General features: G+C 63.0%; 23 protein-coding genes. 7 read left to right on the forward strand and 16 right to left on the reverse strand.

The genetic code is table 11. The annotated features are described in order from the left end of the window. Positions 1–240 precede the first annotated feature (240 nt). Positions 241–1,260, forward strand: coding sequence for a D-2-hydroxyacid dehydrogenase family protein (locus F3J24_RS03465; RefSeq protein ID WP_167002722.1), 1,020 nt, complete (start codon positions 241–243; stop codon positions 1,258–1,260). Positions 1,261–1,289: 29 nt separating this feature from the next. Here the strand turns inward: F3J24_RS03465 and F3J24_RS03470 are convergent, their stop codons facing one another. From F3J24_RS03470 to F3J24_RS03480, 3 genes are read right to left on the reverse strand one after another with little or no spacing between them, the layout of a single operon-like run. Then, entirely contained in the window at positions 1,290–2,096 is an 807-nt protein-coding gene (locus tag F3J24_RS03470) for a hypothetical protein (protein WP_167002724.1), read from the reverse strand. Between the two features lie 3 nt (positions 2,097–2,099). Beyond that, entirely contained in the window at positions 2,100–2,531 is a 432-nt protein-coding gene (locus tag F3J24_RS03475; RefSeq protein ID WP_167002726.1) for a DNA polymerase III subunit chi, read from the reverse strand. 52 nt (positions 2,532–2,583) lie between these two features. Continuing rightward, entirely contained in the window at positions 2,584–4,134 is a 1,551-nt protein-coding gene (locus tag F3J24_RS03480; RefSeq protein ID WP_167002728.1) for a leucyl aminopeptidase, read from the reverse strand. Positions 4,135–4,157: 23 nt separating this feature from the next. On the opposite strand from F3J24_RS03480, the gene lptF reads away from it, so the two are divergent. From lptF to F3J24_RS03505, 5 genes are read left to right on the forward strand one after another with little or no spacing between them, the layout of a single operon-like run. Continuing rightward, complete coding sequence (lptF, locus tag F3J24_RS03485; protein ID WP_167002730.1) at positions 4,158–5,267, forward strand: LPS export ABC transporter permease LptF; 1,110 nt, start codon at positions 4,158–4,160, stop codon at positions 5,265–5,267. After that, positions 5,264–6,367, forward strand: coding sequence for an LPS export ABC transporter permease LptG (gene lptG, locus F3J24_RS03490; protein WP_043005305.1), 1,104 nt, complete (start codon positions 5,264–5,266; stop codon positions 6,365–6,367). The genes lptF and lptG overlap by 4 nt, the downstream gene beginning before the upstream one ends. Before the next feature lie 2 nt (positions 6,368–6,369). Further along, on the forward strand, positions 6,370–6,801 hold the full coding sequence (locus tag F3J24_RS03495) for a sirohydrochlorin chelatase (RefSeq protein ID WP_167002732.1): 432 nt from the start codon (positions 6,370–6,372) through the stop codon (positions 6,799–6,801). 58 nt (positions 6,802–6,859) lie between these two features. Continuing rightward, the gene (locus F3J24_RS03500) at positions 6,860–7,801 is read left to right on the forward strand and encodes a CysB family HTH-type transcriptional regulator (protein WP_003075706.1); all 942 of its coding nucleotides are present in this window, start codon (positions 6,860–6,862) and stop codon (positions 7,799–7,801) included. A gap of 40 nt (positions 7,802–7,841) precedes the next feature. Then, the gene (locus tag F3J24_RS03505; RefSeq protein WP_167002735.1) at positions 7,842–9,008 is read left to right on the forward strand and encodes a pyridoxal phosphate-dependent aminotransferase; all 1,167 of its coding nucleotides are present in this window, start codon (positions 7,842–7,844) and stop codon (positions 9,006–9,008) included. Between the two features lie 115 nt (positions 9,009–9,123). On the opposite strand, the gene F3J24_RS03510 is transcribed toward F3J24_RS03505, so the two are convergent. From F3J24_RS03510 to F3J24_RS03560, 11 genes are all read right to left on the reverse strand, one after another. Next, the gene (locus F3J24_RS03510; RefSeq protein ID WP_167002737.1) at positions 9,124–10,233 is read right to left on the reverse strand and encodes a YeeE/YedE family protein; all 1,110 of its coding nucleotides are present in this window, start codon (positions 10,231–10,233) and stop codon (positions 9,124–9,126) included. A 108-nt stretch (positions 10,234–10,341) separates the two neighbouring features. Then, positions 10,342–12,075 carry a thiosulfohydrolase SoxB gene (soxB, locus tag F3J24_RS03515; RefSeq protein ID WP_167002739.1) on the reverse strand — a complete coding sequence of 578 codons (1,734 nt, stop codon included), beginning with the start codon at positions 12,073–12,075 and terminating at the stop codon, positions 10,342–10,344. A gap of 181 nt (positions 12,076–12,256) precedes the next feature. Continuing rightward, positions 12,257–12,910, reverse strand: a complete 654-nt coding sequence (soxX, locus tag F3J24_RS03520; RefSeq protein WP_167002741.1) for a sulfur oxidation c-type cytochrome SoxX — start codon at positions 12,908–12,910, stop codon at positions 12,257–12,259. 9 nt (positions 12,911–12,919) lie between these two features. Continuing rightward, the gene (gene soxA, locus F3J24_RS03525; RefSeq protein WP_167002743.1) at positions 12,920–13,729 is read right to left on the reverse strand and encodes a sulfur oxidation c-type cytochrome SoxA; all 810 of its coding nucleotides are present in this window, start codon (positions 13,727–13,729) and stop codon (positions 12,920–12,922) included. Positions 13,730–13,807: 78 nt separating this feature from the next. Next, a complete protein-coding gene (gene soxZ, locus F3J24_RS03530; RefSeq protein ID WP_003053938.1) occupies positions 13,808–14,119 on the reverse strand; it encodes a thiosulfate oxidation carrier complex protein SoxZ in 312 nt (103 codons plus the stop codon). 32 nt (positions 14,120–14,151) lie between these two features. After that, on the reverse strand, positions 14,152–14,607 hold the full coding sequence (soxY, locus tag F3J24_RS03535) for a thiosulfate oxidation carrier protein SoxY (protein WP_167002745.1): 456 nt from the start codon (positions 14,605–14,607) through the stop codon (positions 14,152–14,154). Between the two features lie 36 nt (positions 14,608–14,643). Further along, complete coding sequence (locus F3J24_RS03540) at positions 14,644–15,714, reverse strand: c-type cytochrome (protein ID WP_167002747.1); 1,071 nt, start codon at positions 15,712–15,714, stop codon at positions 14,644–14,646. Beyond that, positions 15,698–17,050, reverse strand: coding sequence for a sulfite dehydrogenase (gene soxC / locus F3J24_RS03545; protein WP_167002749.1), 1,353 nt, complete (start codon positions 17,048–17,050; stop codon positions 15,698–15,700). The genes F3J24_RS03540 and soxC overlap by 17 nt, the downstream gene beginning before the upstream one ends. A 55-nt stretch (positions 17,051–17,105) precedes the next feature. Further along, positions 17,106–17,426, reverse strand: coding sequence for a c-type cytochrome (locus tag F3J24_RS03550; RefSeq protein WP_167002751.1), 321 nt, complete (start codon positions 17,424–17,426; stop codon positions 17,106–17,108). A gap of 116 nt (positions 17,427–17,542) precedes the next feature. Continuing rightward, positions 17,543–18,028: a hypothetical protein gene (locus F3J24_RS03555; RefSeq protein WP_167003453.1), complete on the reverse strand. Its 486-nt coding sequence runs from the start codon at positions 18,026–18,028 to the stop codon at positions 17,543–17,545. A gap of 5 nt (positions 18,029–18,033) precedes the next feature. Then, entirely contained in the window at positions 18,034–19,053 is a 1,020-nt protein-coding gene (locus F3J24_RS03560) for an MBL fold metallo-hydrolase (RefSeq protein WP_167002753.1), read from the reverse strand. A 161-nt stretch (positions 19,054–19,214) separates the two neighbouring features. Here F3J24_RS03560 and F3J24_RS03565 point away from each other — a divergent pair, with 161 nt between their 5' ends. Continuing rightward, the gene (locus F3J24_RS03565) at positions 19,215–19,628 is read left to right on the forward strand and encodes a DsrE family protein (RefSeq protein WP_167002755.1); all 414 of its coding nucleotides are present in this window, start codon (positions 19,215–19,217) and stop codon (positions 19,626–19,628) included. 59 nt (positions 19,629–19,687) lie between these two features. On the opposite strand, the gene F3J24_RS03570 is transcribed toward F3J24_RS03565, so the two are convergent. Together F3J24_RS03570 and F3J24_RS03575 are read right to left on the reverse strand one after the other, a co-directional pair. Continuing rightward, entirely contained in the window at positions 19,688–19,996 is a 309-nt protein-coding gene (locus tag F3J24_RS03570) for a metalloregulator ArsR/SmtB family transcription factor (RefSeq protein WP_003053925.1), read from the reverse strand. A gap of 233 nt (positions 19,997–20,229) precedes the next feature. After that, a complete protein-coding gene (locus F3J24_RS03575; protein WP_167002757.1) occupies positions 20,230–20,823 on the reverse strand; it encodes an NUDIX domain-containing protein in 594 nt (197 codons plus the stop codon). Positions 20,824–20,859 lie beyond the last annotated feature (36 nt).

Here is a 20,859-nt window from a genome sequence, read left to right on the forward strand (position 1 = left end):
ATGGCATTCGCAACCCGGAGCTTCTTGCGCCCTGGTCATCGAGCCGCTGCCAACGCCATGCGTCAGCCTGGCTTTCAAAACCGGTGCCAAACCTGAGCTAAGCTCTGGTATGTGTAGGGTGTGCACGCAGGGAATCTGGTGGCGTCGATTTGGCGTAAGTTTTCACGAGAGCAATCCTAAGCCTTTGATCGCATTGAATTTCATTCAATAAACTCAGCCACTTACTTAAGGATGCCAGTGGTGAACATCGTTATCCTGGACGATTACCAAGACGCGGTTCGCAAGCTCGATTGCGCCAAGTTGCTCGATGCCTTCAACGCCAAGGTCTACACCAACACCATCAAGGGTGTGGGGCAGCTGTCGGTCCGGCTGCGCGATGCGGATGTCATTGTCCTGATTCGCGAGCGCACCCAGATCTCGCGCCAACTGCTCGATAAATTGCCCCGGCTCAAGCTGATTGCGCAGACAGGCAAGGCGGGCGCGCATATCGATGTGCAGGCCTGCAGCGAACGTGGCGTGGCGATTGCGGAAGGCGTGGGCTCTCCGATTGCGCCGGCAGAGCTGACATGGTCGCTGATCATGTCGGCCATGCGCCGCCTGCCGCAATACATCGCCAATCTCAAACATGGTGCCTGGCAGCAGTCGGGACTCAAGGCGGCATCCATGCCGCCCAACTTCGGACTGGGCAGCGTACTGCGCGGACGCATGCTGGGAATCTGGGGCTATGGCCGCATCGGCCAGTTGCTGGCGGGTTACGGCAAGGCGTTCGGCATGCAGGTCTGTGTCTGGGGCAGCGAAGCCTCGCGCCAAAAGGCCGAGGCCGACGGCTATCTGAGCGCCCCCTCCAAGGAAGCCTTTTTTGAGCAATGCGATGTGCTGTCGCTGCATCTGCGTCTGAACGACGCAACGCGGGGCATCGTGACGGCACAGGATCTGGCGCGGATGAAACCGACCGCCCTGTTCGTCAACACATCGCGCGCCGAGCTGGTGGAGCCCGAAGCCTTGCTCTGCGCACTGAACCGCGGCCGTCCAGGCCTGGCTGCCATCGATGTCTTCGAAAGCGAGCCGATACTGCAAGGCCATGCCTTACTGAGGCTGGAGAACTGCATCTGCACACCCCATATCGGCTATGTGGAGCAGGACAGCTATGAGCTGTATTTCCGCGCGGCGTTCGAGAACGTGGTGAACTTTGCCAACGGCCAGCCCAGCAATATCCTGAACCCCGAGGTTTTCAACGGTCCGCTGCGCCTGAACCGCTAGGCCGGGATGCCGCAGCCAGCGGCTATCGGCTATTGCCGGGTCTGCTGCGCAAGCTCGGCCTCCACCGCCTGGTAGACCGACTGACGCACCACGGTCTCCACCTCTTCACGCAGGCGCAGCACCATGGATCGGGTCTGCGCCTCCACGACCTGCGCTATCGCTTCCCTGAGCTTTTGCTCCAGCACCAGATCCACCCGCTGCATGAGTCTGTGGACCAGATACTCTTCGGTCACCACGGCACCGTGCGCATCCAGCGCCTGCTGCAGGCCGGCTGCCTCGAAGACCGGGGCTGGCTGAACGGTCTGCTCCACATTCTGTGCCTGGACGAGTGGCTCGGCGGCTTCCTCATCGAGTGCTTCAGACCCGGGTTGAAGCTCTTCATCCTGGGGTTGGCCAGCGTCCGTAGCGGCTGGCTGCTCCGCCGGGTCTGCGAGCGGAAATACCTCCACGGGCTCGGCAGTTACCGAATCAGTCTCAGGCTCCACCTGCACGGCCGATATTGCTTCCACCTCCTCCTCAGCCATGCTTTGGGCAAATGACTGCTGCGGCGGCAGGGATTCCGGCAAAGGGGGCAGCTGATGCGGAATACCTGCAGGCCGGCCACGGCCGTAGAGACCATCCGCCAGCCATGAGGTGTGAAACGACGGCCGCGCCAGAGGGACGACGCTGCCTCCCAGAGTCCGCGGGCCTGGCACCTGCTGCACAGCTTCCTGCGACTGCTCCGGCGCCGCCGGCTGTGCGCTGTCTGCCGCGCCTTCGGGCGCGGCAGCTTCGGGCTGGACCACCTCGGTCAGTGTGGGGACAAAGCGTGGCGGAACTTTGGATGAGGAGTTCATGACCTAGCCCTTGAGATTCAGGTCGTGCCGGACAATGGGAAAACCACGCGCAGCATAGTCGCGCCAACGGACACGCGCATCCTGGCGATCCATTTCATCGCCGGAGGACACGATCTCCACCACACGCGCAAAGCGCTCGAACTCGGCAGGCACCTGCGGCGTGAGGTTGACCAGCACATCGTGATGGGGCAGACCCTGCAGGTGTTCGGCCAGGATGATGGGGGAAGCCGCAAGCATCTGCGCACCCTCGGACTCGGCAGCATGGGCCAGAAAGTCCGTGGCCGAGACGCTCCACAAGCGAGGCGAAAGCCGGCTCAGCGCGGCGCCATCGCCCAGTACCACGAGGCGCGCACCATGACGCAAGGCCTTGCGTGCGAAGCGGCACACATAGCCCAGCTTGTCAGGCGCGTTGAAATGAAAGGCAATTTCTGTCACAGCTATTGGCGGCAGCAGCAGCCCCAAACCAGGCTGCTCCTGCCGGCTTTCCTTAAGTCGAGGCCTTGGCGGTCGTACGCGTGCGGCGCGAGGTCGCAGGCTTGGCAGCGCCCTTGCGCGACGCCGGGGTCTTGGCCGTCGCGGGTGCAGCCTTGCCTTGCTGGCCCAGCAGATATTGCACCAGCAGACCCACGGGGCGACCGGTGGCGCCCTTGGCAGCACCGCTCTTCCAGGCCGTACCGGCGATATCCAGATGCGCCCAGGGAATATCGCCCACGAACTTCTGCAGGAACTTGGCAGCCGTCACAGCACCCGCAGCGCGCCCTGCCACATTGCCCATGTCCGCAAAATTGCTCTTGAGGCCATCGGCGTACTCCTCGTCCAGAGGCATGCGCCAGCAAGGGTCAAGCGCCGCGTCGCCCGCAGTCTGCAGAGCCGCTGCCAGCTCGTCGCTGGTCGAGAACAAGCCGCTGCGCAAGCCGCCCAGGGCGATCACGCAGGCACCGGTCAGCGTGGCCATATCGACCAGCGCCGCAGGCTTGAAGCGTGCCGCGTAGTGCAGCACATCGCACAGCACCAGACGGCCTTCGGCGTCGGTGTTGAGAATCTCGATGGTCTGGCCGCTCATGCTGGTCACCACATCGCCGGGCTTGACGGCTGCGCCGTCGGGCATGTTCTCGCAGGCGGGGATCAGGCCCACGACGTTGATGGCGGGCTGCAGTCTGGCCAATGCCTGGAACACGCCCAGCACGCTGGCAGCGCCGCCCATGTCGAACTTCATCTCGTCCATCTCGGCCGCAGGCTTGAGCGAGATACCGCCGGTGTCGAAAGTGATGCCCTTGCCCACCAGTACGATGGGGGCCTCGCTCTTGGCCCCACCGTTGTAGTGCAGCTCGATAAAGCGCAGGGGCTCGCGCGAGCCCTGGGCCACCGCCATGAAGGCGCCCATGCCCAGCTTTGCCACTTCGGCAGGGCCGTGGATCTTGCAGCTCATGCGTGCGGCCTTGGCAATGCTCTTGGCCGCATTGGCCAGCAAGGTGGGCGTTGCATGGTTGGCCGGACGGTTGGCCCATTCGCGGGCCGTGTTCACGCCTTCCTGCTGCGCCACGGCAGTATTGAAAGCAGCGGTAACTGCAGCGGCCTTGGACGACACACCGAGCACGACCTTGGTCAGTGCAATGGGCTTGGCCTGGGATTTGGTGTGGGTATAGAGGTAGGTCGCATCGGCCACCGCCTGCACGGCGGCGGCCACCGCCTGGGCGCTGGCCTCAAAGGCAAAGCTCACCACGGCCTTGGCAATGCCGTCGGTCTTGAGCACCGCGCCACAGCCGGCCAGCGCATTGCGCACATCCCTGGCCGAGCCGGACCCCGCGCCCAGCAGCACCACACGGCGTGCGGCAATGGCGGGCACTTGGTACAAAGGCAATTGCTTGCCGCAAGACAGGGCAAAATCACCCTGTTTCACCGCGTGAGCCACCATGGCTCCGATGGCGTCGCTGCCGAATGTGCCCGAAGCTGCCTGCTCGGAAACCAGCACCAGCAACAGATCACATTTTTCACGCGCTGCGGCAGCAGCGGTCAGAGCCTTCAGTTCAAAGTTCATAATCGGTGTTTTCCTTTTAGCCAATGTTATTCGATTCATCCATACGCAAAGAGCTGGCCCGCAGCTTTGGCGCGACGGCCGTGGTTCTGATCACTGTGGTGATGACCATGATGCTGATCCGCACCCTGGGTCAGGCTTACAAGGGCAGTGTCAGCCCTTCCGACGTGATGCTGGTCATGGGTTTCACCGTGCTCGGACAACTCCCCACCATTTTGGGCCTGAGTCTGTTTGTTGCCATTGTGGGCTCACTGTCGCGCATGTATCGCGACAGCGAGATGGTCATCTGGTTTGCTGCCGGCCAGGGTCTGGCCAGCCTGCTCAAACCCTTGCTGCGCTTTGCCTGGCCGGTGATTCTCATCACGGCCGTCCTGGCCCTCGGCGTGCTGCCCTGGTCCTATCAGCAAATCGAGCAGATCAAGACCCAGTTCCAGCAGCGCAGCGACTTGGATCGCATCGCGCCCGGCGAGTTCCAGGAATCGGCGGGCGGCACACGCGTGTTCTTCGTGGACAAGGACTCCCCCTCCGACATGGCGGCCAGCAATGTCTTCGTGGTCTCGCGCGACCCGGGCAAGGAGTCCGTGACCTCGGCCAAGGGCGCGCATCTGGCCGTCATCAAGGGCCAACGCATGGTGATTCTCGAAGACGGCCAGCGCATGGAGACACGCAGCGACGACGGCTCGGTGCGCATCACCGAATTCAAGGAATACGGTGTGCAGGTCGACAACGACAACCCCGTCGCCATGGAGGAGATGGCGGCACGCAGCATGCCCACCAAGGACTTGATCGGCAAGGATGAACCGATTGCCCGCTCGGTGCTCGCATGGCGTCTGGGCCTGCCGTTCGCAGCGCTCAACTTCGTCATTCTGGGTCTGGCCATCTCCAGCGTGAACCCGCGTGCGGGCAATAGCAGCAGCCTGATGATCGCCCTCTTCGCTTTTATCGTTTACTACAACCTCATGACCCTGGGCGAGAGCTGGGTCAGCGCCAACAAGATTGGCATGTGGGGCCTGCTGGGTCTGCTGCACGGCAGCATCCTCACGGTCAGCGTGCTGGTGCTGCTGGCGCGCCATTTCCGCTGGTCGCCGCGCGATCTGCTGCAGCGCTCGGGCGCCCGCAAGGAGGTGGCACGATGAAAGTCCTGCGCAACCTGATCTATCGCGAGGTCATACAGGCCGTCCTGTATGTCTCGCTGGCCTTTCTGGCGCTGTTCTTCTTCTTCGACCTGGTCGATGAAATGCGCTGGGTGGGCAGCGGCAACGCCGGCTACACCGCCACGCGCGCCCTGCTGTTCGTGGCCCTGTCCATTCCGGGCCACCTCTACGAGCTGATGCCGATTGCCGTGCTGATCGGTGCCATCTTCGTGATGGCCAAGTTCGCCCAGAGCTCGGAGTTCACCATCATGCGCACCAGCGGCATGGGCCCCTGGCTGGCACTGCGCACGCTGCTGATTCTGGGCATGAGCTTTGTGCTGCTCACGGTGCTGGTGGGCGACTACATTGCCCCTGCTGCCGACAACTTCAGCCAGAAACTGCGCGTGGTCAGCAAAGGCCAGATCTCCCGTGGCGCCACCGGCGCCTGGCTCAAGGAAAAACAGGGCAATCACTCGGTCGCCATCAACGTCGGCGCCGTCAAGAGCCCTGGCGACTTCGTCAATGTGCGTATCTTCGAGTTCGACAGCAAGGGCCGTATCGCCGCCCAGATCAACGCCAAGTCGGCACAGGTCGATGAAGACAAGGAGCAGTGGACGCTGCAGGACGTGCAAGGCAGCAAGGTGGCCCAGGATGGCGATGTCACCCAACTCAGCCAGATCAACGAAGCCAGCATGAACTGGCCCACCAAGGTCACTGCGGCCATGGTCTCGGGTGCGCTGCTCAAGCCCGATCGCATGACCACGATTGCGCTGTTCCAGTTCATACGCCATCTGCAGGACAACGGCCAGGCCGCGCAGAAGTACGAAATCGAGTTCTGGCGCAAGGTCTTCTACCCGCTGAGCTGCCTGGTGATGGTGGTGCTCGCCCTGCCTTTTGCCTATCTGCATTTCCGCTCGGGCGGCATCACGGCCTATGTGTTTGGCGGGGTAATGGCCGGCATCAGCTTCTTCCTGCTCAACAACGTGTTCGGCTATATCGGCACCCTGCAGTCCTGGTGGCCTTGGCTGGCCGCCGCTGCGCCGGGCCTGCTCTACACCGCGCTATCGCTCTCGGCCTTTGGCTGGCTGGTACTGAGGCGCTAGCCATGGATGTCGCCGCAGCCAACCACTCTCCAGGCCGGGCCGGCCTGATCCTTCTGGCCCATGGCTCCAGAGACCCCCTCTGGCGCCAGCCCATAGAGGCCGTTCACCAGCTGCTGCAGGCTATGCAGCCCGGCCTGCCCTGCATCTGCGCCTACCTGGACGCCTGCGCCCCAGATCTGCCTGCCGCCACGCAGAGCCTGATTGCCCAGGGCGTTCAGCATCTGATCGTGCTGCCGCTGTTTCTCGGTACCGGCAAGCATGCGCGTGAAGACATTCCGCGCCTGCTGGACAAACTGCGCCACCAGCATCCCGGCTGCCAGTTCGATCTGCAGACCGCAGCTGGCGAGAATCCGCGCGTCACGGCCCTGCTGGCACAGCTGGCGATAGAGGCCGTCGGTGGCACCGAAGCACTCAAACATACAGATTTCAAATAAAAAATAGCTTCTTTAGATATTTGAAGCATAATGATGCGAGTTCTTAGTCCATGCTGTCATGAACCTGCATCAATTCCGCTTCGTCCAGGAAGCCGCCCGCCGCAATCTCAACCTCACCGAGGCGGCCAAGGCCCTGCACACCTCCCAGCCCGGAGTCTCCAAAGCCATCATCGAGCTTGAGGAAGAGCTGGGCATCGATATCTTTGCGCGCCACGGCAAGCGTCTCAAGCGCATCACCGAGCCTGGACAGGAAGTCCTCAAGAGCATAGAGCTGATCATGCGCGAAGTGGGCAACCTCAAGCGCATCGGCGAGCAGTACAGCGCCCAGGACAGCGGCACGCTGAGCATCGCCACCACCCACACCCAGGCCCGCTATGTGCTGCCGCCCGCCGTGGCACGCCTGCGTGAGCTCTATCCCAAGGTCACCATCAGCCTGCACCAGGCCACGCCCGCCGAAGTCGCGCGCATGGTGATCGACGAAGTGGCCGAGATCGGCATGGCAACCGAATCGCTGGCCGACTACCCCGACCTGGTGACCCTGCCCTGCTACGAATGGCAGCATGTGCTGGTCATCCCCACGGGCCACCCGCTGGCGCAGAAAGAGCGCATCACGCTGGAAGACATCGCCCAGGAAGCCCTGATCACCTACCACCCGTCCTTTACCGGACGCGGCAAGATCGACCATGCCTTCGAGATGCGCCGCCTGCATCCGCATATCGTGCTGGAAGCCATCGATGCCGACGTGATCAAGACCTACGTGCGTCTGGGCCTGGGCATCGGCATCGTGGCCGAGATGGCCATGCGCGACGACACCGTCAACGACCTGGTGGTGCGCCCCGTCGGCCATCTGTTCGGCACCAGCGTGGCCCGTGTGGCCATCAAGCGCGGAGCATACCTGCGCAACTTCGTCTACCGGTTTGCCGAGCTGCTCAGCGACCGTCTCTCGCGAGACCTCATCATGCGCGCCATGAACGGCAGCGTGGACGATTTCGGGCTCTGACCCGGCCCGCCTCAAGGGCCGGTGCCTGTGCGCCCGGCCCATGCATTGCAAGACTATCGTGACTCCCAACTTCCCCAGCAAGCTGCCCAATGTAGGCACCACCATTTTCACCGTCATGTCGGCGCTGGCCGCCGAGCACAAGGCCGTCAATCTGGGCCAGGGCTTCCCCGACTTCGGTTGCGACCCTAGGCTGCTCGACGCTGTCAACGACGCCATGCGCGCCGGTCACAACCAGTACCCGCCCATGACGGGCTGGCCCGCGCTGCGCGAGGCCGTGGCCGCCAAGATCGAAACGCTGCACGGTCGCCACTATGACGCGGGCAGCGAAATCACCATTACCGCCGGCGCCACCCAGGCCATTCTGACCGCCATCCTAGCCACCGTGCATGCAGGCGACGAAGTCATCGTGCTCGACCCCTGCTACGACAGCTATGTGCCCAATATCGAGATGGCCGGCGGCGTGGCCGTGCGGGTGCCGCTGACGCCAGCCAGCTTCCGCCCCGACTTTGCCAGGATCGCGGCCGCCATCACGCCGCGCACGCGCCTGCTGATCATCAACAGTCCGCACAACCCCAGCGCCACCATCTGGACCGATGCGGAAATGCGCCAGCTCGAGGCCCTGCTGGCCCCCACCAATGTGCTGCTGATCAGCGACGAGGTCTACGAGCACATGGTCTTCGACGGCGCCCAGCATCTGAGCAGCGCCCGCTACCCGGGCCTGGCCGAGCGCGCCTTCATCGTCTCCAGCTTTGGCAAGACCTACCATGTCACGGGCTGGAAGGTCGGCACTGTGGCCGCACCCGCCGCCCTCAGCGCCGAGTTTCGCAAGGTGCACCAGTTCAATGTGTTCACCGTGAACACGCCCATGCAGGCGGGTCTCGCGCAGTACATGCAGGACCCGGCGCCCTATCTGGAGCTGTCGGCCTTCTACCAGGCCAAGCGCGATCTGTTCCTCGGCGGCCTGCAGGGCTCGCGCCTGAAGCTGCTGCCCACGGCCGGCACCTATTTCCTCTGTGCCGACATCTCATCGGTCTCCAGTCTCAACGAGGCCGAGTTCTGCCAATGGCTGGTCAAGGAAATCGGCGTGGCCGCAATTCCGCTGTCGGCCTTCTACGGCGACGGTTTCGATCAGCGCGTGGTGCGCTTTTGCTTTGCCAAGAAGGACGAAACCCTGATCGAGGCAGCCGCGCGCCTGCGCAAGCTCTGAAACGCTGCGACCCTTAAAAAGGAGCGCCTACCGCGCTCCTTTTTTAATTTTCAGCATGTTTTCATGCTGAATCTGTTTATCAGCAAGCGCAAGAAGCTATCAAAGTTACTTTTCTTCATGCCGTCCCTGCCAGATGGCGCAGCATCAGCACCGCCCCCAGCACAATGCCGGCCAGCGCCACAAAGCTGCCCAGGCTGAGCATGGAAATCGCACTGATGCCCTGGCCCACGGTGCAGCCCATAGCCGTCACCCCGCCCACGCCCATCAGCAGTCCGCCCAGCAGATGTCGGGCCAGATCCCTGCGGTCGGCAAAGCCCTGCCACTGGAAGTCCCTGCGCCACAGCGCATGGGCAAAGCTGCCCAGGACCACACCTGCCACCGAGGCTATGCCCCAGGTCAGCACCTTGTTGCGATCGCTGAAGAACATCAGCCAGTCCAGCGTGTGCGCCACCGGCGTGACAAAGCTGAAGGCTTCGATACGGCCGCTATAGGTCGTGGCATAGACCTGCTCCAGCGTCTGGGGGTGTTCGGCCACCAGCGCCAGATGACCGCTGAGCCACCAGGCCGCCGTCACGCACAATCCCACCAGCAGCCCGCCCAGCAGCACGACCCGGCTGCGCTCGGCGCCGGGCCGAGGATCGAAGGCCAGCAGCAACAGCAAGCCCCCCAGACCCAGGCCCAGCACGCCGCGCAGCAGCGTCAAGGGCCAGGCGACATGACCGGCCAGCCACTCGGGCAGCAGGGCCGGGCCCGCGAATTCATGATGCACGCTGTCCAGCCAGCTCACCCGCGCCACGGCGGTAATGCCCTTGAGCGTGGCAAAGGCCGCCACGCCCATGACCAGCAGCACCACCAGCGCCTTGAGGCTGCCGCTGCCCAGCCGGGTCAGATTCCTGGCCCCGCAACCCGATGCCAGCACCATGCCTGCGCCAAACAGCAGCCCTCCAGCCAGAGCCGAAAGCCACAGCAGGCGGCGGCCGGCATACAGGGCATCGCCCACTTGCAGCTGGCCGCACAGCGCCAGCGCCGTGAAGCCCAGCATGCTCACGGCGATGGCCATGCACCACTGGCGCGCCCGTCCCCAGTCCTGCAGATAGACCACATCGCTGATGGCGCCCACGGTGCAAAACCGGGTCTCGCGCATCACAAAGCCCAGCATGGCGGCCAGCAACAAAATGGCCACCAGAACGGTGGCCGTCAGGGAATCAAACTCGGCAGGACTCATGCGGGCATTGGACGGCGCGGCCCGACTTCAAGGCAATGGCATATACCCCAGCCCGCGCGATAACACTGTCTTAATCGGATTTCCAAGCGTCCTTCCAATCGGCTTTCGTCAGGCCTTGGCCAGCCCCTGGTTGCCTCCGACATTGATCAGTCGGGGCTCGTCAAGCCGGCGCGGCCCCAGCGTCTTGCGGTCCTTGAGCCAGGGCTCGACCAGCTCCCAGATCGGCTTGTTGCCGGCCGTTCTGGCTTCCTCGGCCACCGGCGCCCAGCCGGCCACCTTGTATTTCTTGTCCGCTTCCAGCAACTGGCCGTTCAGGCGCATGTCGCTGATGCGCCGACCCGCGCCGGCCACCGGGTCGCACTGGTATTGCAGACCGCCCACGCGCACCATGTCGCCGCCCTGCTGATAGTAGGGATCGGGGTTGAAGAGATTGTCGGCCACGTCTTCGAGCACGGTCTTGATCGTGGCGCCCGTCATCTCGGTCACCGTGGCGTAGGAATAGGTGGTGGCCGTCATGTCCATCAGCCATTCGCGCGTGATGTCCTGCCCGGCCAGCAGCGTTGTTCCCCAGCGAAAGCCTGGCGAAAAGGCAATCGGCGCATTCTGCACCTCCATCATGGCATCCAGCAGCAGCTGGTCGCCCGTGCCGTTGAAGTTGCCGCGGCGGTACAGCGTGCCGTCGGTGCGCGCCAGCACTTCGCCCAGCCGGCTTTCATAAGGCGCACGCACCCGGGTGATCAGCGCCTGCATCTGGGCATCGGCAGGAAGGATGTTGGCGAATACCGGCAGCAGCCGGTACTGGAAGCCGCGCACTTGGCCGTCCCTGACTTCGAAGTCCAGCACCCCGAGAAACTTGCCGTTCGAGCCCGCATTGGTGACGATGGTCTTGCCGCCGGCGTTCTGCACCAGGGTGGGCACGGGCATGCCGTCATGCGTGTGGCCGCCCAGGATGGCGTCGATGCCGCGCACGCGGCCGGCCATCTTGAGATCCACGTCCATGCCGTTGTGCGAGAGCACGACCACCACCTTGGCGCCCTTGGCGCGCACCTCGTCCACCATCTTCTGCAGATTGTCGTCCTGGATGCCGAAGCTCCAGTCCGCCACCATATAGCGCGGGTTGGCGATCGGCGTGTACGGAAAGGCCTGACCGATGATGGCCACAGGCACGCCGTTGATCTCGCGAATCACATAGGGCTTGAACACCGGGTCGCCGAAATCGGCCGTCTTGACGTTCTGCGCCACAAAGTCGGTCTGCGTGCCGAAGTCCTTGTCGATGATCTCCTGCACGCGCTGCATGCCGTAGGTGAATTCCCAGTGGCCCGTCATCACGTCCACGCCCAGCAGCTTGCAGGCATCGACCATGTCCTGGGCATTGGTCCACAGCGATGTGGCCGACCCCTGCCAGGTATCGCCGCCGTCCAGCAGCAGTGCGCCCGGGCGCGAGGCGCGCATGCGCTTGACCAGCGTGGACAGATGGGCAAACCCGCCCACCTTGCCGTAGCGCCTGGCCGCCGCCTCGAAGTCCAGATAGCTGAATGCATGGGCCGAAGCCGTGCCGGGCTTGATGCTCATCGAGCGCAGCAGATGCTCGCCCACCAGATGCGGGCGCTGGTTCTTCATCGCAGCGATACCGAGATTGACACTGGGTTCGCGAAAGTGCACCGGATTGAGCTGGGCATGGCAGTCCGTCATATGCAGCAGGGACACATTGCCGAACGGCGCCACCTCATACAAGGCCTTGTCGGCCAGCGACTGGTCGGCGTAGGCATAGCGCTGCAAGCCCATGCCCGAGACACTGGCTGCCGCCAGCACTTGCAGGAATTCGCGTTTGGAAAGACTCATGCTGATATCCGTTGGTACTTGTTCCAACCAGGGGCAAGCACGGGCCTTTGCGTCAACAGGACGCCCCGCACTACCCCAACTGGCACAAGCCATTTCCGCAATGCTGCGTCGCCCGGTCTCGTCCCCCTGCCGAATGGCTAGGCATTGCGAGACGGGCAAACAGCGGCGCCGCTTGAAAAAGCTATTTGTTGACGGGAGAGGCTGGATCGACCAGCAGCGCGACAAGGTCTCGCGTCTGCGCTTCGGTGAGGATGCCGGAGTGACCGAAGCGCGGCATGCCCGAGCAGGCGTTGTAGGCCTTGGCGTTCCAGATCTTGCCCCAGGTGTACTCGACGATGGCTCTGGATTCGGGACTGGCCGGATCCTTGATGCCGCGAATCTTGCCGTAGTTGTAAAGACTGGGGCCCAGCGTGCCAAAGGAGATTTCTTCCTTGCTGATCTGGTGGCAGTTGTAGCAGTTGCCGCCGTTGGCACCGTCTGCCTTGTCGCTCCAGGTCATGCCCCGGCCGTTCTGGGCTATTTTTTCGCCCTCTTTCCAGTCTCCGAGCAGCTTGCCGTCCTGAGGCCATTTGACGGTCTTGAGATTGGCCGCCTCTATGCCCTGTGCACGCTCAGGCGCCAGCGGCTTGCCGGAAGCATCGGCAGCGCTGCAGGCCGCATTCGATTCGTCCTGCTGCAGGCGATCAACCTTGGCGATGCCCTGATCGCGAAAAGAGGTTTGCACCATCTTGGCCGTCAAGGCATCGATGTCCGCAGCCCCGTCGACGGAGGCACAGCCCAGCACCAGCAGCGATGCGGCCACGGCCAGGTACGACATGTATTTTTGCTTGCGCATAGGGCCTCCTTATCGCTTGATGGCCGGTGCGGTCGATGCCCCGCCCTTGCCGTTGACGCCCATGAACACTTCCAGCGCCACCGTCACGTCACTGGCATAACCGGGATAGGGAAAGCGCTGCTGACGGAAGCAGTCGTTGAGGCGGCGCTGCATGCTCCACAGCTCGCCCGACGAGACGCGATAGGCGGGCCAGGCGCCAAAGCCTTCCGCAGCGCCTGGGTTCCTGGTCAGATTGGGCAGATCCTGCATGCGGATACGCTTGCCGTCCGCACCATGGCAGGAGGCACAGGCAAAGTCATGCGGGCCGCCGCGCATATAGAACAGGCGCTTGCCCGCCTCATACATCTGTCTTTCCTGCGCATGGCTCTGAGGCAGGTTGAACTTCATGCCTTTGGACTGCGACGAAATCCAGGCCACCAGCCCTTCAATGTTCTTCTGCTCGTCCTTGCCGAACGGTGTTGCCGCAATCTTCTGGGCGTCCAGCCCCTGCAGCCTGTCCATGCAGGTCAGCAGGCGCGACTCCAGATCCTGCACCTTGCCCGTGTCGGCAAAATAGCGCGGCAGCTCAACAAATGCGCCCTTGACCACGCCCGGCCCTTTGCCCAGATCGCACTGCTCCATGGACGCCTTGCGGGGGCCGCGCCTTTGCTTCCACAGCTCCTCGCCCTTCATCTCAAACAGCTCCGCAGGGTTGCCGTCCTGCAGCATCTCGCGGTACTCGGCAATGCCATCGGCCGTGGACTTTTGCGCCAGCACCGGCGCAGCCATGCACAAGGCCAGCACGGCAGCAGCCGCCTGGCCCGGGGAGGAATGTCTCATGGGGCACCTCTCTGTTTTTTGATTGATTCTGGTCCAGGGTGAAGGCTGGCCGCCGGCCAGCCGCTGTCTGCGCCGTGCTCAGCTCACGGTCGCTTCATCGGTGCGGGTCTCGCCCTTGTTGTCCTTCCAGCTCACCGAGATCTTGTCGCCCGCCTTGGCCCCCTTGACCACGAACTGCAGAAACGGGTTCTTGGAAACCGCAGGCCCCCATTCGGCCTGCAGCACCTGCTTGCCGTTGTGCGCCGCCGTCACCTCCTGAATAAACCATGCGGGCACGGTTTTGCCTTCCGCATCCTTGCGCTGGCCGGTCTCCATCTCATGGGACATCAGCACGCGCACGGTAGTCTTGTCACCTGCAGCCTGGGCACGAATACGCATCGGATCAGCCATGTTCTTCTCCTGTTTCAGATGATTGGTTGCCATCAACCGCCGCAGCCACCGAGGGTGACCTTGACTTCCTTCTTGGCGTAGAAGGCCTTGCCATCGTTGGTGATGGCCACGGCATACACATCCGAGGACTGGCCCAGCTTGGCGCGGGTCAGGAAGTTGGCTTCCAGCGCCTCGTTGACGGTGAAGGCCGCCACCAGCGTATTGGGGTTCTTTTCCACCAGCACCAGCATCTGCTTCACATTGGGCAAGGTGGTCGCGGCTCCCAGGGGCACGACGGCACCGTTTTCGGCGATGTCGGGCGCCGTCAGCGTCACGTCCTTGCTCTCGGCAGGTGCAGCAGCGCCCATGGCCTTGAGCACATCGGCCACGGTCTTGGCATCGAAGGCGGTCTTGTTATAGGCCGCCTGCGCAGCCTGCGGCAGCAGGCCGGCGGCCATCAACATGCCGAGCACGGCCGCGCTGTTCCTGAGGGCGTCTCTACGTTTCATCGTTGTCTCCTTTTCATTCACATCACACAAGCGGGCTCAGGGCTTGGCCCCGGCAGCCAGCCACTGGGCAATCACCCTGGCATCAGCATCGCTGAGATTGGGCTGAGGCGGCATGGGTGTTGATCCCCAGACACCCGAGCCTCCAGCCTTGACCTTGCCTGCCAGATAGTCCGGCTGGCCGCCGTGTTTGCTGGCAATGTCACTGAAGGCCGGGCCGACGAGTTTTTGCGTCATGCCATGGCAGGCCATGCAGGCGTTCTTTTCCAGCAAGGCCGTCGGTGCCACACCGCCCGATTTCCCGTTGGCTGCGGGCGGCGCGGCCTTGCTGGCGCCGCCATCGGTGGTTATGCCGCGCTGGGCACCAACCAGCCGGTTCTGCTGAGCCAGATTGCCGTGGTTGTTGCCGGCATGCTCAGGCAAGGCCGAGCGCAGCGTGGGCGCGGGGCCGCAGTTGCTCATGCAGGCAGTGGCCTGCACATCGGGCCTGGCACCTTTGCCGAACTCTTTGCCAGGCCACAGCGCATGCCGGGTCGTCATGCCGTTGCGGTTGGGCAGCTTCTGCTGTACCTCGGCGATATTGCTGTCGCTGAGCGTGAAGTTATCGGGCACCACGCCACCAAGGTTGAGCAGATAGGCGGTGACGGCATACACCTCTTCGGTGGACAGCGACTTGGGCGCATTCCAGGGCATGGCGCGATTGATGTAATCCCACAGCGTGGAGACCGTGGCCACCTTCATCAGGGTCGTGCGCCCCGGAAAGGCGGGGTCCTTGAGCCGCGCCACATGGCCGGTCCTGATGTCCTCGGCCGTGGTGCCGCCGACCAGCGGGCTGAACACCTCGTTGGATTCGCCGAACACCCCATGGCAGGACGCGCACTTCGCCTCCCACACATCCATGCCTTTTTGCACGGACCCCGAGCCCGGGGGCAGCCCCTTGAAATCCGGGCGCACATCGATATCCCAGGCCAGAACCTCCTTGCCCGTGGCATTGCGGCCCACGCCGGGATAGCGGTCTTCGTCAGACTTGCCCTGCGCCGCAGCAGGCCCGGCAGCCAAGCCCATGGCCAGCAGCGCCAGCAGCACCAGCGGTTTACGCAAGCTGAACATTGGCGACCTCCCCGTTGGCTCGTACCGCCCAGGACTGGATCGAGTTGTTGTGATAGATGGAGCGCGTTCCGCGTGTGGCACGCAGTTGCTGGTTGCTGGGCTGCACATAGCCGGTTTCATCCATGGCGCGGCTCTGAATGATGCATTCCTCGCCATTCCAGACCCAGTCCAGATGAAAGCGCGTCAGGCACTTGTCCATCACCGGCCCTTCAAGCCGGGCCGTGCGCCAGTTGCGACCGCCGTCCACACTCACATCCACGCGCCTGACCTTGCCACGCCCCGACCAGGCCAGGCCCGTGATGTTGTAGAAGCCCTTGTCCAGCAGCATCTGCCCGCCGGATGGCGTGGTGACCACGCTCTTGCATTCCTGGATGCTGGAGTACTGGCGGTGCTGCCCGTCGGGCATCAGGTCCACATAGTGGATGGCCTCGTCCTTGGCCGCGTAAGGCATGTCGCCCACTTCGATGCGGCGCAGGTATTTCACCCAGCTCACGCCCTGTACGCCCGGCACCACCAGGCGCAGCGGATAACCCTGCTCGGGCCGCAGCATCTCGCCGTTCTGGCCGTAGGCGACCAGCACCTCGCCCGAAGTAATCAGCTCCACGGGAATGGTGCGCGTCATCGACGAGCCGTCCGCCCCCTCGGCCAGTATGAAACGGCCTTTTTTCAGATCGGCACCGGCCATCTCCAGCAAGGTGATCAAGGGCACGCCGGTGAACTCGCTGCACGACAGCATGCCGTGCGTGTACTGCACCGTGGGCACAGCCACATTGCCCCACTCCATGCCGGTGTTGGCGCCACATTCGATGAAGTGAAAACGCGACACCGAAGGCAGACGCATGATCTCGTCCATGGTGAAGACCTTGGAGTGCTTCACCAGACCGTTGATCATCAGCCTGTGCTTGGAGGGGTCGATATCCCACCAGCCCTGGTGATGACGCTCGAAATGCAGACCACTGGGCGTGACGATGCCGAACAGCGACTGCAGCGGCGCAAACGATACCGAAGCCTGCTTGGTCTGGGTCAGCCCCGGGCTCTGGCGGCGCTGCACATTGGCCTCGTACCGGGAAGGCTTGCCGTAGCCGTCGGTGACCACCGGCTGGCCCAGGCCCTTGCTGTGCGCGGGCAGCTCCAGAATATTCGGGTCTCCATCGCCGCTCACGGCCCGCCGGCCCTGCGCATGGACAGTTGCAGCGCCAGCCGCTGCGGCCGCGAAAGCCCCGCGAATGAAGTCACGCCGGCCGGCCCTGGCCTCGGCAAACACGGTGCCGACATCGCCTGAGCTCACGAAATTCTCGGGTGCCTTGCACACCTTGCCCGTCAACTGGCTTTGCATAAGCTCTCTCTTTGATCGCTGGTGGTGCTTACCGGGAAAGCGTGAGACGCCTGCGTCATCTGGCACCCTTGAGAATCCAGGCCGCCAGTGTCTGGGTGTCGGCATCGCTGAGTGCGGGCTGGGCAGGCATGGGCACCGGCCCCCACTTGCCGGAGCCACCGGCCTTGATGCTCTTGACCAGATAGGCCTGTGCATCGGCCTGGGCCGCATATTTGCTGGCCACGTCCTGAAACGCCGGACCTACCAGTTTCTGCTGCGCCGCATGGCAGGCCATGCAGGCGTTCTTCTGCGCCAGCGCCTGATCCGCCTGCGCCAGCGCAGGAACAGCCAGCCCCAGCAACACCGTCAAGCCACTCAGCCAGGATGCAGTCTTCATCGCTTGGGTCTCCTTATATTTATATATAAGCATGTTGTTATTTAAAGTATCGGCCAGGATGCCGAATTTGAAATCCCGCGCTAACCCTCGTTATTCCCGAACAGGAACAACGAGGCTCAACGCTCCTGCACCGCCGCGCGGGCCGTCAGCATGCGCTGCTCCAGATAAGCGCCATAGAAGTCGGGGATGAAGCTGCCGCTCAAGCGCTCGGCCACCTCCTTGTGAGCGGCTCCATAGAAGAGCACGGTCGGCGCGACATCGATGCCCAGTTGCCTGACCATGTCGCCATGCGTGGTCGCCGCGCCATTCCAGTCATGCAAAGCTTCACGCGACAAAAAATGAATCTGGGTCACCAATGCCCCGGAGCGCTGCAGCGGCAGCAGATGGTGCTCGCGCACCAGCTTGCAGAACGGGCAGCCATGCAGGCTTGCCATCACCACCAGCGGCTGCTTGCCAGCCAGCGCCAAGGCCAGGTCATGCCGCAGACTCTGGCTGGTGGGCAGCAGACGCTCCGAAGCATCGAGCGCCGCCCACGCCGGTGCCGCGCCCGCCAGCAGCAACTGCAAGCACAGTCTTCTGCGAGCATGAAAGAAGCGGGCCATGGCCGTCACGGCTTTTCCTGCTCCATCAGCAAAAAGGTGTTGTAGGCATTCATGCGATTGGCTTCCTTGAACAGCGGGTAGGCCGAAAACCTGGACCAGTCCGTCGCCTGATAGGCCTCGTCAAACGGGTCGAGATTGGCTGCGGCCTTGCCCATGGCCTCGCGCAGATAGTGCAGATAGTCACGCGTCAGCTGCATGTCCTGGCGCGGTTGCTCGGAGGCCGGGCCGTGGCCTGGCACCATGACCTTGACGGGCAGCTTAAGCAACTCGTCCAGCGCGGCAATCCAGTGCCGGCTGTCGGCCTGGCCCACATAGGGAATGCGGTTGCGAAACACCACATCGCCGATGAAGAGCACGCCGCTTTGTGGCAGGAAGATGGCCGTATCCTCCGGCGTATGCGAAGGACCCATGTGCTGCAGCACAAAGTCCACGCCCCCGACTCTGAGCGTGGAGCTGTCGCCCGACACCCATTGACTCGCCGGTACCAGGCGCGTGCCCTGGTTGACCCAGGGTGCCAGATCCTTGCGCGAAGCCTCAAGCCGCAGATGCGCGGTCTCGGAGTTGATGTATTCACGCGCCTGGGCATGGGCCACGATTTTTGCGCCCAGTGCCTCGAACACCTGCAGGCCATAGATATGGTCGGCGTGATAGTGGGTCAGCAGCACATGGCTGATGGGCTTGGGCGTCAGCGTGCGGATTTTCTGCACCAGCTCCTCAGCCAGTGCAGGCGAGCCCAGCGCATCGATCACGACCACGCTGTCTGCGGTGATGACAAAGCCCGCATTGGAGATGAAGTTGCGATTGGCTGCACTGCCCAGCGCCGATACGCCTTGCACGAAAAACACATTGGGCGCCACCTGCTGCAGCGCCATGACGGGTGCGCTGGCCGCCACGGGAGTGCCCGCCACGGGACCGTTCAGCACGGGAGCCTCCTCATGAGCTGCATCATGCGCAGCCGCCGCCCCTGTCGCTGCGATCACTGCCCAAACAAAGCTCCTCAGCGCAGCCCCTGCCCAGCTTGTCATCGCGGTGTCTCCCTTGGGGTAGGCAGCGACCGGCGACATCGAAGCCGCCACTAGCGCTTGCCCTATTTTTGAATGTTTGCGTCATCATTAATATAAGCAAGTGGCAATATTTAACCAGCAGCATCTTCCCTGATGCCCACAGACACCACAGGAGACCTTCGATGAAGCGCCAACTTGTTGCCCTGAGCTTTGCCCTGTGCACGGCAATTGCCGCCGCGCAGGATGTGAAAGTGGTCTATCACGTCAACACCGGAGTGGAGACCGCGGCCGCCATACTCGGCAATATCACCAACGAGCTCAATGCCTCGCCCACCGACAAGATCGTGGTGGTCACCCACGGGCCCGGCATAGACTTTCTGCTGAGCAACGCCAAGGACAACAAGGGCCGCGAGTTCAGCGGCCAGGTCAGCGCGCTGGCGGGGCGCGGCGTGGAGTTCAAGGTCTGCAACAACACACTGCAGACACGCAAGCTCGAAGCCTCCAGCCTGCTGATGGAAGCGTCGGTCGTCCCCTCGGGCGTGGCCGAAGTGGCACGCCTGCAGGCCAGGGAGGGCTTTGTCTATCTCAAGCCCTGAGCCCGAAGCGGGCATAAAAAAAGGCGCCAGCTGCGCCTTTGCTCCGGGAGCTCAAGCCATCAGTTCTGTTCGATGGCAATCTGCACGCAGATGGTGCGGCACATATGGACGACCTTCTCGTTGGCGATGAAGTAGTAAATGCTGACCCCTTCGCGCCTGCGGCCCAAAATGCCGGACTGGTACAGCGTGTTCAGATGCTGCGACATATTGGGCTGGGTGGTGTCTATGGAAGCCAGCAGCTCGGAAACGTTTTTCTCTCCATTGCACAGCGCGCTGATGATCTTCAGCCGCATGGGCGCGGCCATGGCCTTGAACAGCTCGGCCGCACTTTCGAACACGCTGTCATCCTCAAGCTCTGACGATTCCATGAAACACTCCTGGGCACCTTGGCGGCCTGCAAGCGTCCCGTCTGGATTGCATGCCGTGGTGCATGGCGCCAGTTTATAGGAAGCTCATGCAGCCTCTGTCATCGCCCGACGACAAACACTGATGGGCATCAGGCAATCCCGAAAAAGAAGCATCTAGCGCCTGATTGGCATCGATTTCAGGTACTTTTCTATCTGTAATCCATTGCTGATGTGCGCAAGCAGCTATCAAAAAATCAGGCGGGCTTCCAGTCCAGAGACCAGGCACCGCTTTGCACGTTCTGCAGCCACAGGCAGCAGCTCAGGGTCTTGGCATCCGTGACCTGGCCGGTGCGCACGCCATCCAGCAGCTCGGCAGCCGTCATGCTGCAGACATCCAGAAACTCGTCGGCATCGAGCTGGCGCTCGCCCGCAGTCAGGCCGCGCGCGAAGAAGATGTGAATGACTTCGTCGGAGTAGCCGATCGCCAGATGCATGGGCCCTGCATAGGCCCATTCGCGCGCGCTGTAGCCGGTTTCCTCCAGCAACTCGCGCTGGGCGCAGATCAGTGGCAGCTCTCCCGCATCGAGCTTGCCTGCGGGAAACTCCGTCATGACCTGGCCCACGGGGTAGCGAAACTGCCGCTCCAGCAGCACGCGGCCATCGTCGAGCAGCCCGATCACCACTACGGCGCCGGGGTGCACCACATATTCGCGCGTGGCCTGCCCGCCATGAGGCAGGCGCACGGTATCGAGCCTGACCTGCAGAAAACTGCCCTGGTGTACCAGCTCGCTCTTGATGGGATGCTCAATCAGATGGGCTTCCTGAATTTCGGGGTCTTGTCGTGTCATCGCTGACTCATCCTTCACACGCGCCGTGGCGACAGC

The organism is Comamonas sp. Tr-654 (assembly GCF_011752915.1).
Lineage (GTDB): Bacteria > Pseudomonadota > Gammaproteobacteria > Burkholderiales > Burkholderiaceae_C > Comamonas.

Bases quoted from the DNA above. Each gene is read 5' to 3' on its own strand.
- F3J24_RS03470 (WP_167002724.1), bottom strand. From the start codon at position 2,096: ATGAACTCCTCATCCAAAGTTCCGCCACGCTTTGTCCCCACACTGACC.
- F3J24_RS03480 (WP_167002728.1), bottom strand. From the start codon at position 4,134: ATGAACTTTGAACTGAAGGCTCTGACCGCTGCTGCCGCAGCGCGTGAA.
- lptF (WP_167002730.1), top strand. From the start codon at position 4,158: ATGTTATTCGATTCATCCATACGCAAAGAGCTGGCCCGCAGCTTTGGC.
- lptG (WP_043005305.1), top strand. From the start codon at position 5,264: ATGAAAGTCCTGCGCAACCTGATCTATCGCGAGGTCATACAGGCCGTC.
- F3J24_RS03495 (WP_167002732.1), top strand. From the start codon at position 6,370: ATGGATGTCGCCGCAGCCAACCACTCTCCAGGCCGGGCCGGCCTGATC.
- F3J24_RS03500 (WP_003075706.1), top strand. From the start codon at position 6,860: ATGAACCTGCATCAATTCCGCTTCGTCCAGGAAGCCGCCCGCCGCAAT.
- F3J24_RS03505 (WP_167002735.1), top strand. From the start codon at position 7,842: ATGCATTGCAAGACTATCGTGACTCCCAACTTCCCCAGCAAGCTGCCC.
- F3J24_RS03510 (WP_167002737.1), bottom strand. From the start codon at position 10,233: ATGAGTCCTGCCGAGTTTGATTCCCTGACGGCCACCGTTCTGGTGGCC.
- soxB (WP_167002739.1), bottom strand. From the start codon at position 12,075: ATGAGTCTTTCCAAACGCGAATTCCTGCAAGTGCTGGCGGCAGCCAGT.
- soxX (WP_167002741.1), bottom strand. From the start codon at position 12,910: ATGCGCAAGCAAAAATACATGTCGTACCTGGCCGTGGCCGCATCGCTG.
- soxA (WP_167002743.1), bottom strand. From the start codon at position 13,729: ATGAGACATTCCTCCCCGGGCCAGGCGGCTGCTGCCGTGCTGGCCTTG.
- soxZ (WP_003053938.1), bottom strand. From the start codon at position 14,119: ATGGCTGATCCGATGCGTATTCGTGCCCAGGCTGCAGGTGACAAGACT.
- soxY (WP_167002745.1), bottom strand. From the start codon at position 14,607: ATGAAACGTAGAGACGCCCTCAGGAACAGCGCGGCCGTGCTCGGCATG.
- F3J24_RS03540 (WP_167002747.1), bottom strand. From the start codon at position 15,714: ATGTTCAGCTTGCGTAAACCGCTGGTGCTGCTGGCGCTGCTGGCCATG.
- soxC (WP_167002749.1), bottom strand. From the start codon at position 17,050: ATGCAAAGCCAGTTGACGGGCAAGGTGTGCAAGGCACCCGAGAATTTC.
- F3J24_RS03550 (WP_167002751.1), bottom strand. From the start codon at position 17,426: ATGAAGACTGCATCCTGGCTGAGTGGCTTGACGGTGTTGCTGGGGCTG.
- F3J24_RS03555 (WP_167003453.1), bottom strand. From the start codon at position 18,028: ATGGCCCGCTTCTTTCATGCTCGCAGAAGACTGTGCTTGCAGTTGCTG.
- F3J24_RS03560 (WP_167002753.1), bottom strand. From the start codon at position 19,053: ATGACAAGCTGGGCAGGGGCTGCGCTGAGGAGCTTTGTTTGGGCAGTG.
- F3J24_RS03565 (WP_167002755.1), top strand. From the start codon at position 19,215: ATGAAGCGCCAACTTGTTGCCCTGAGCTTTGCCCTGTGCACGGCAATT.
- F3J24_RS03570 (WP_003053925.1), bottom strand. From the start codon at position 19,996: ATGGAATCGTCAGAGCTTGAGGATGACAGCGTGTTCGAAAGTGCGGCC.
- F3J24_RS03575 (WP_167002757.1), bottom strand. From the start codon at position 20,823: ATGACACGACAAGACCCCGAAATTCAGGAAGCCCATCTGATTGAGCAT.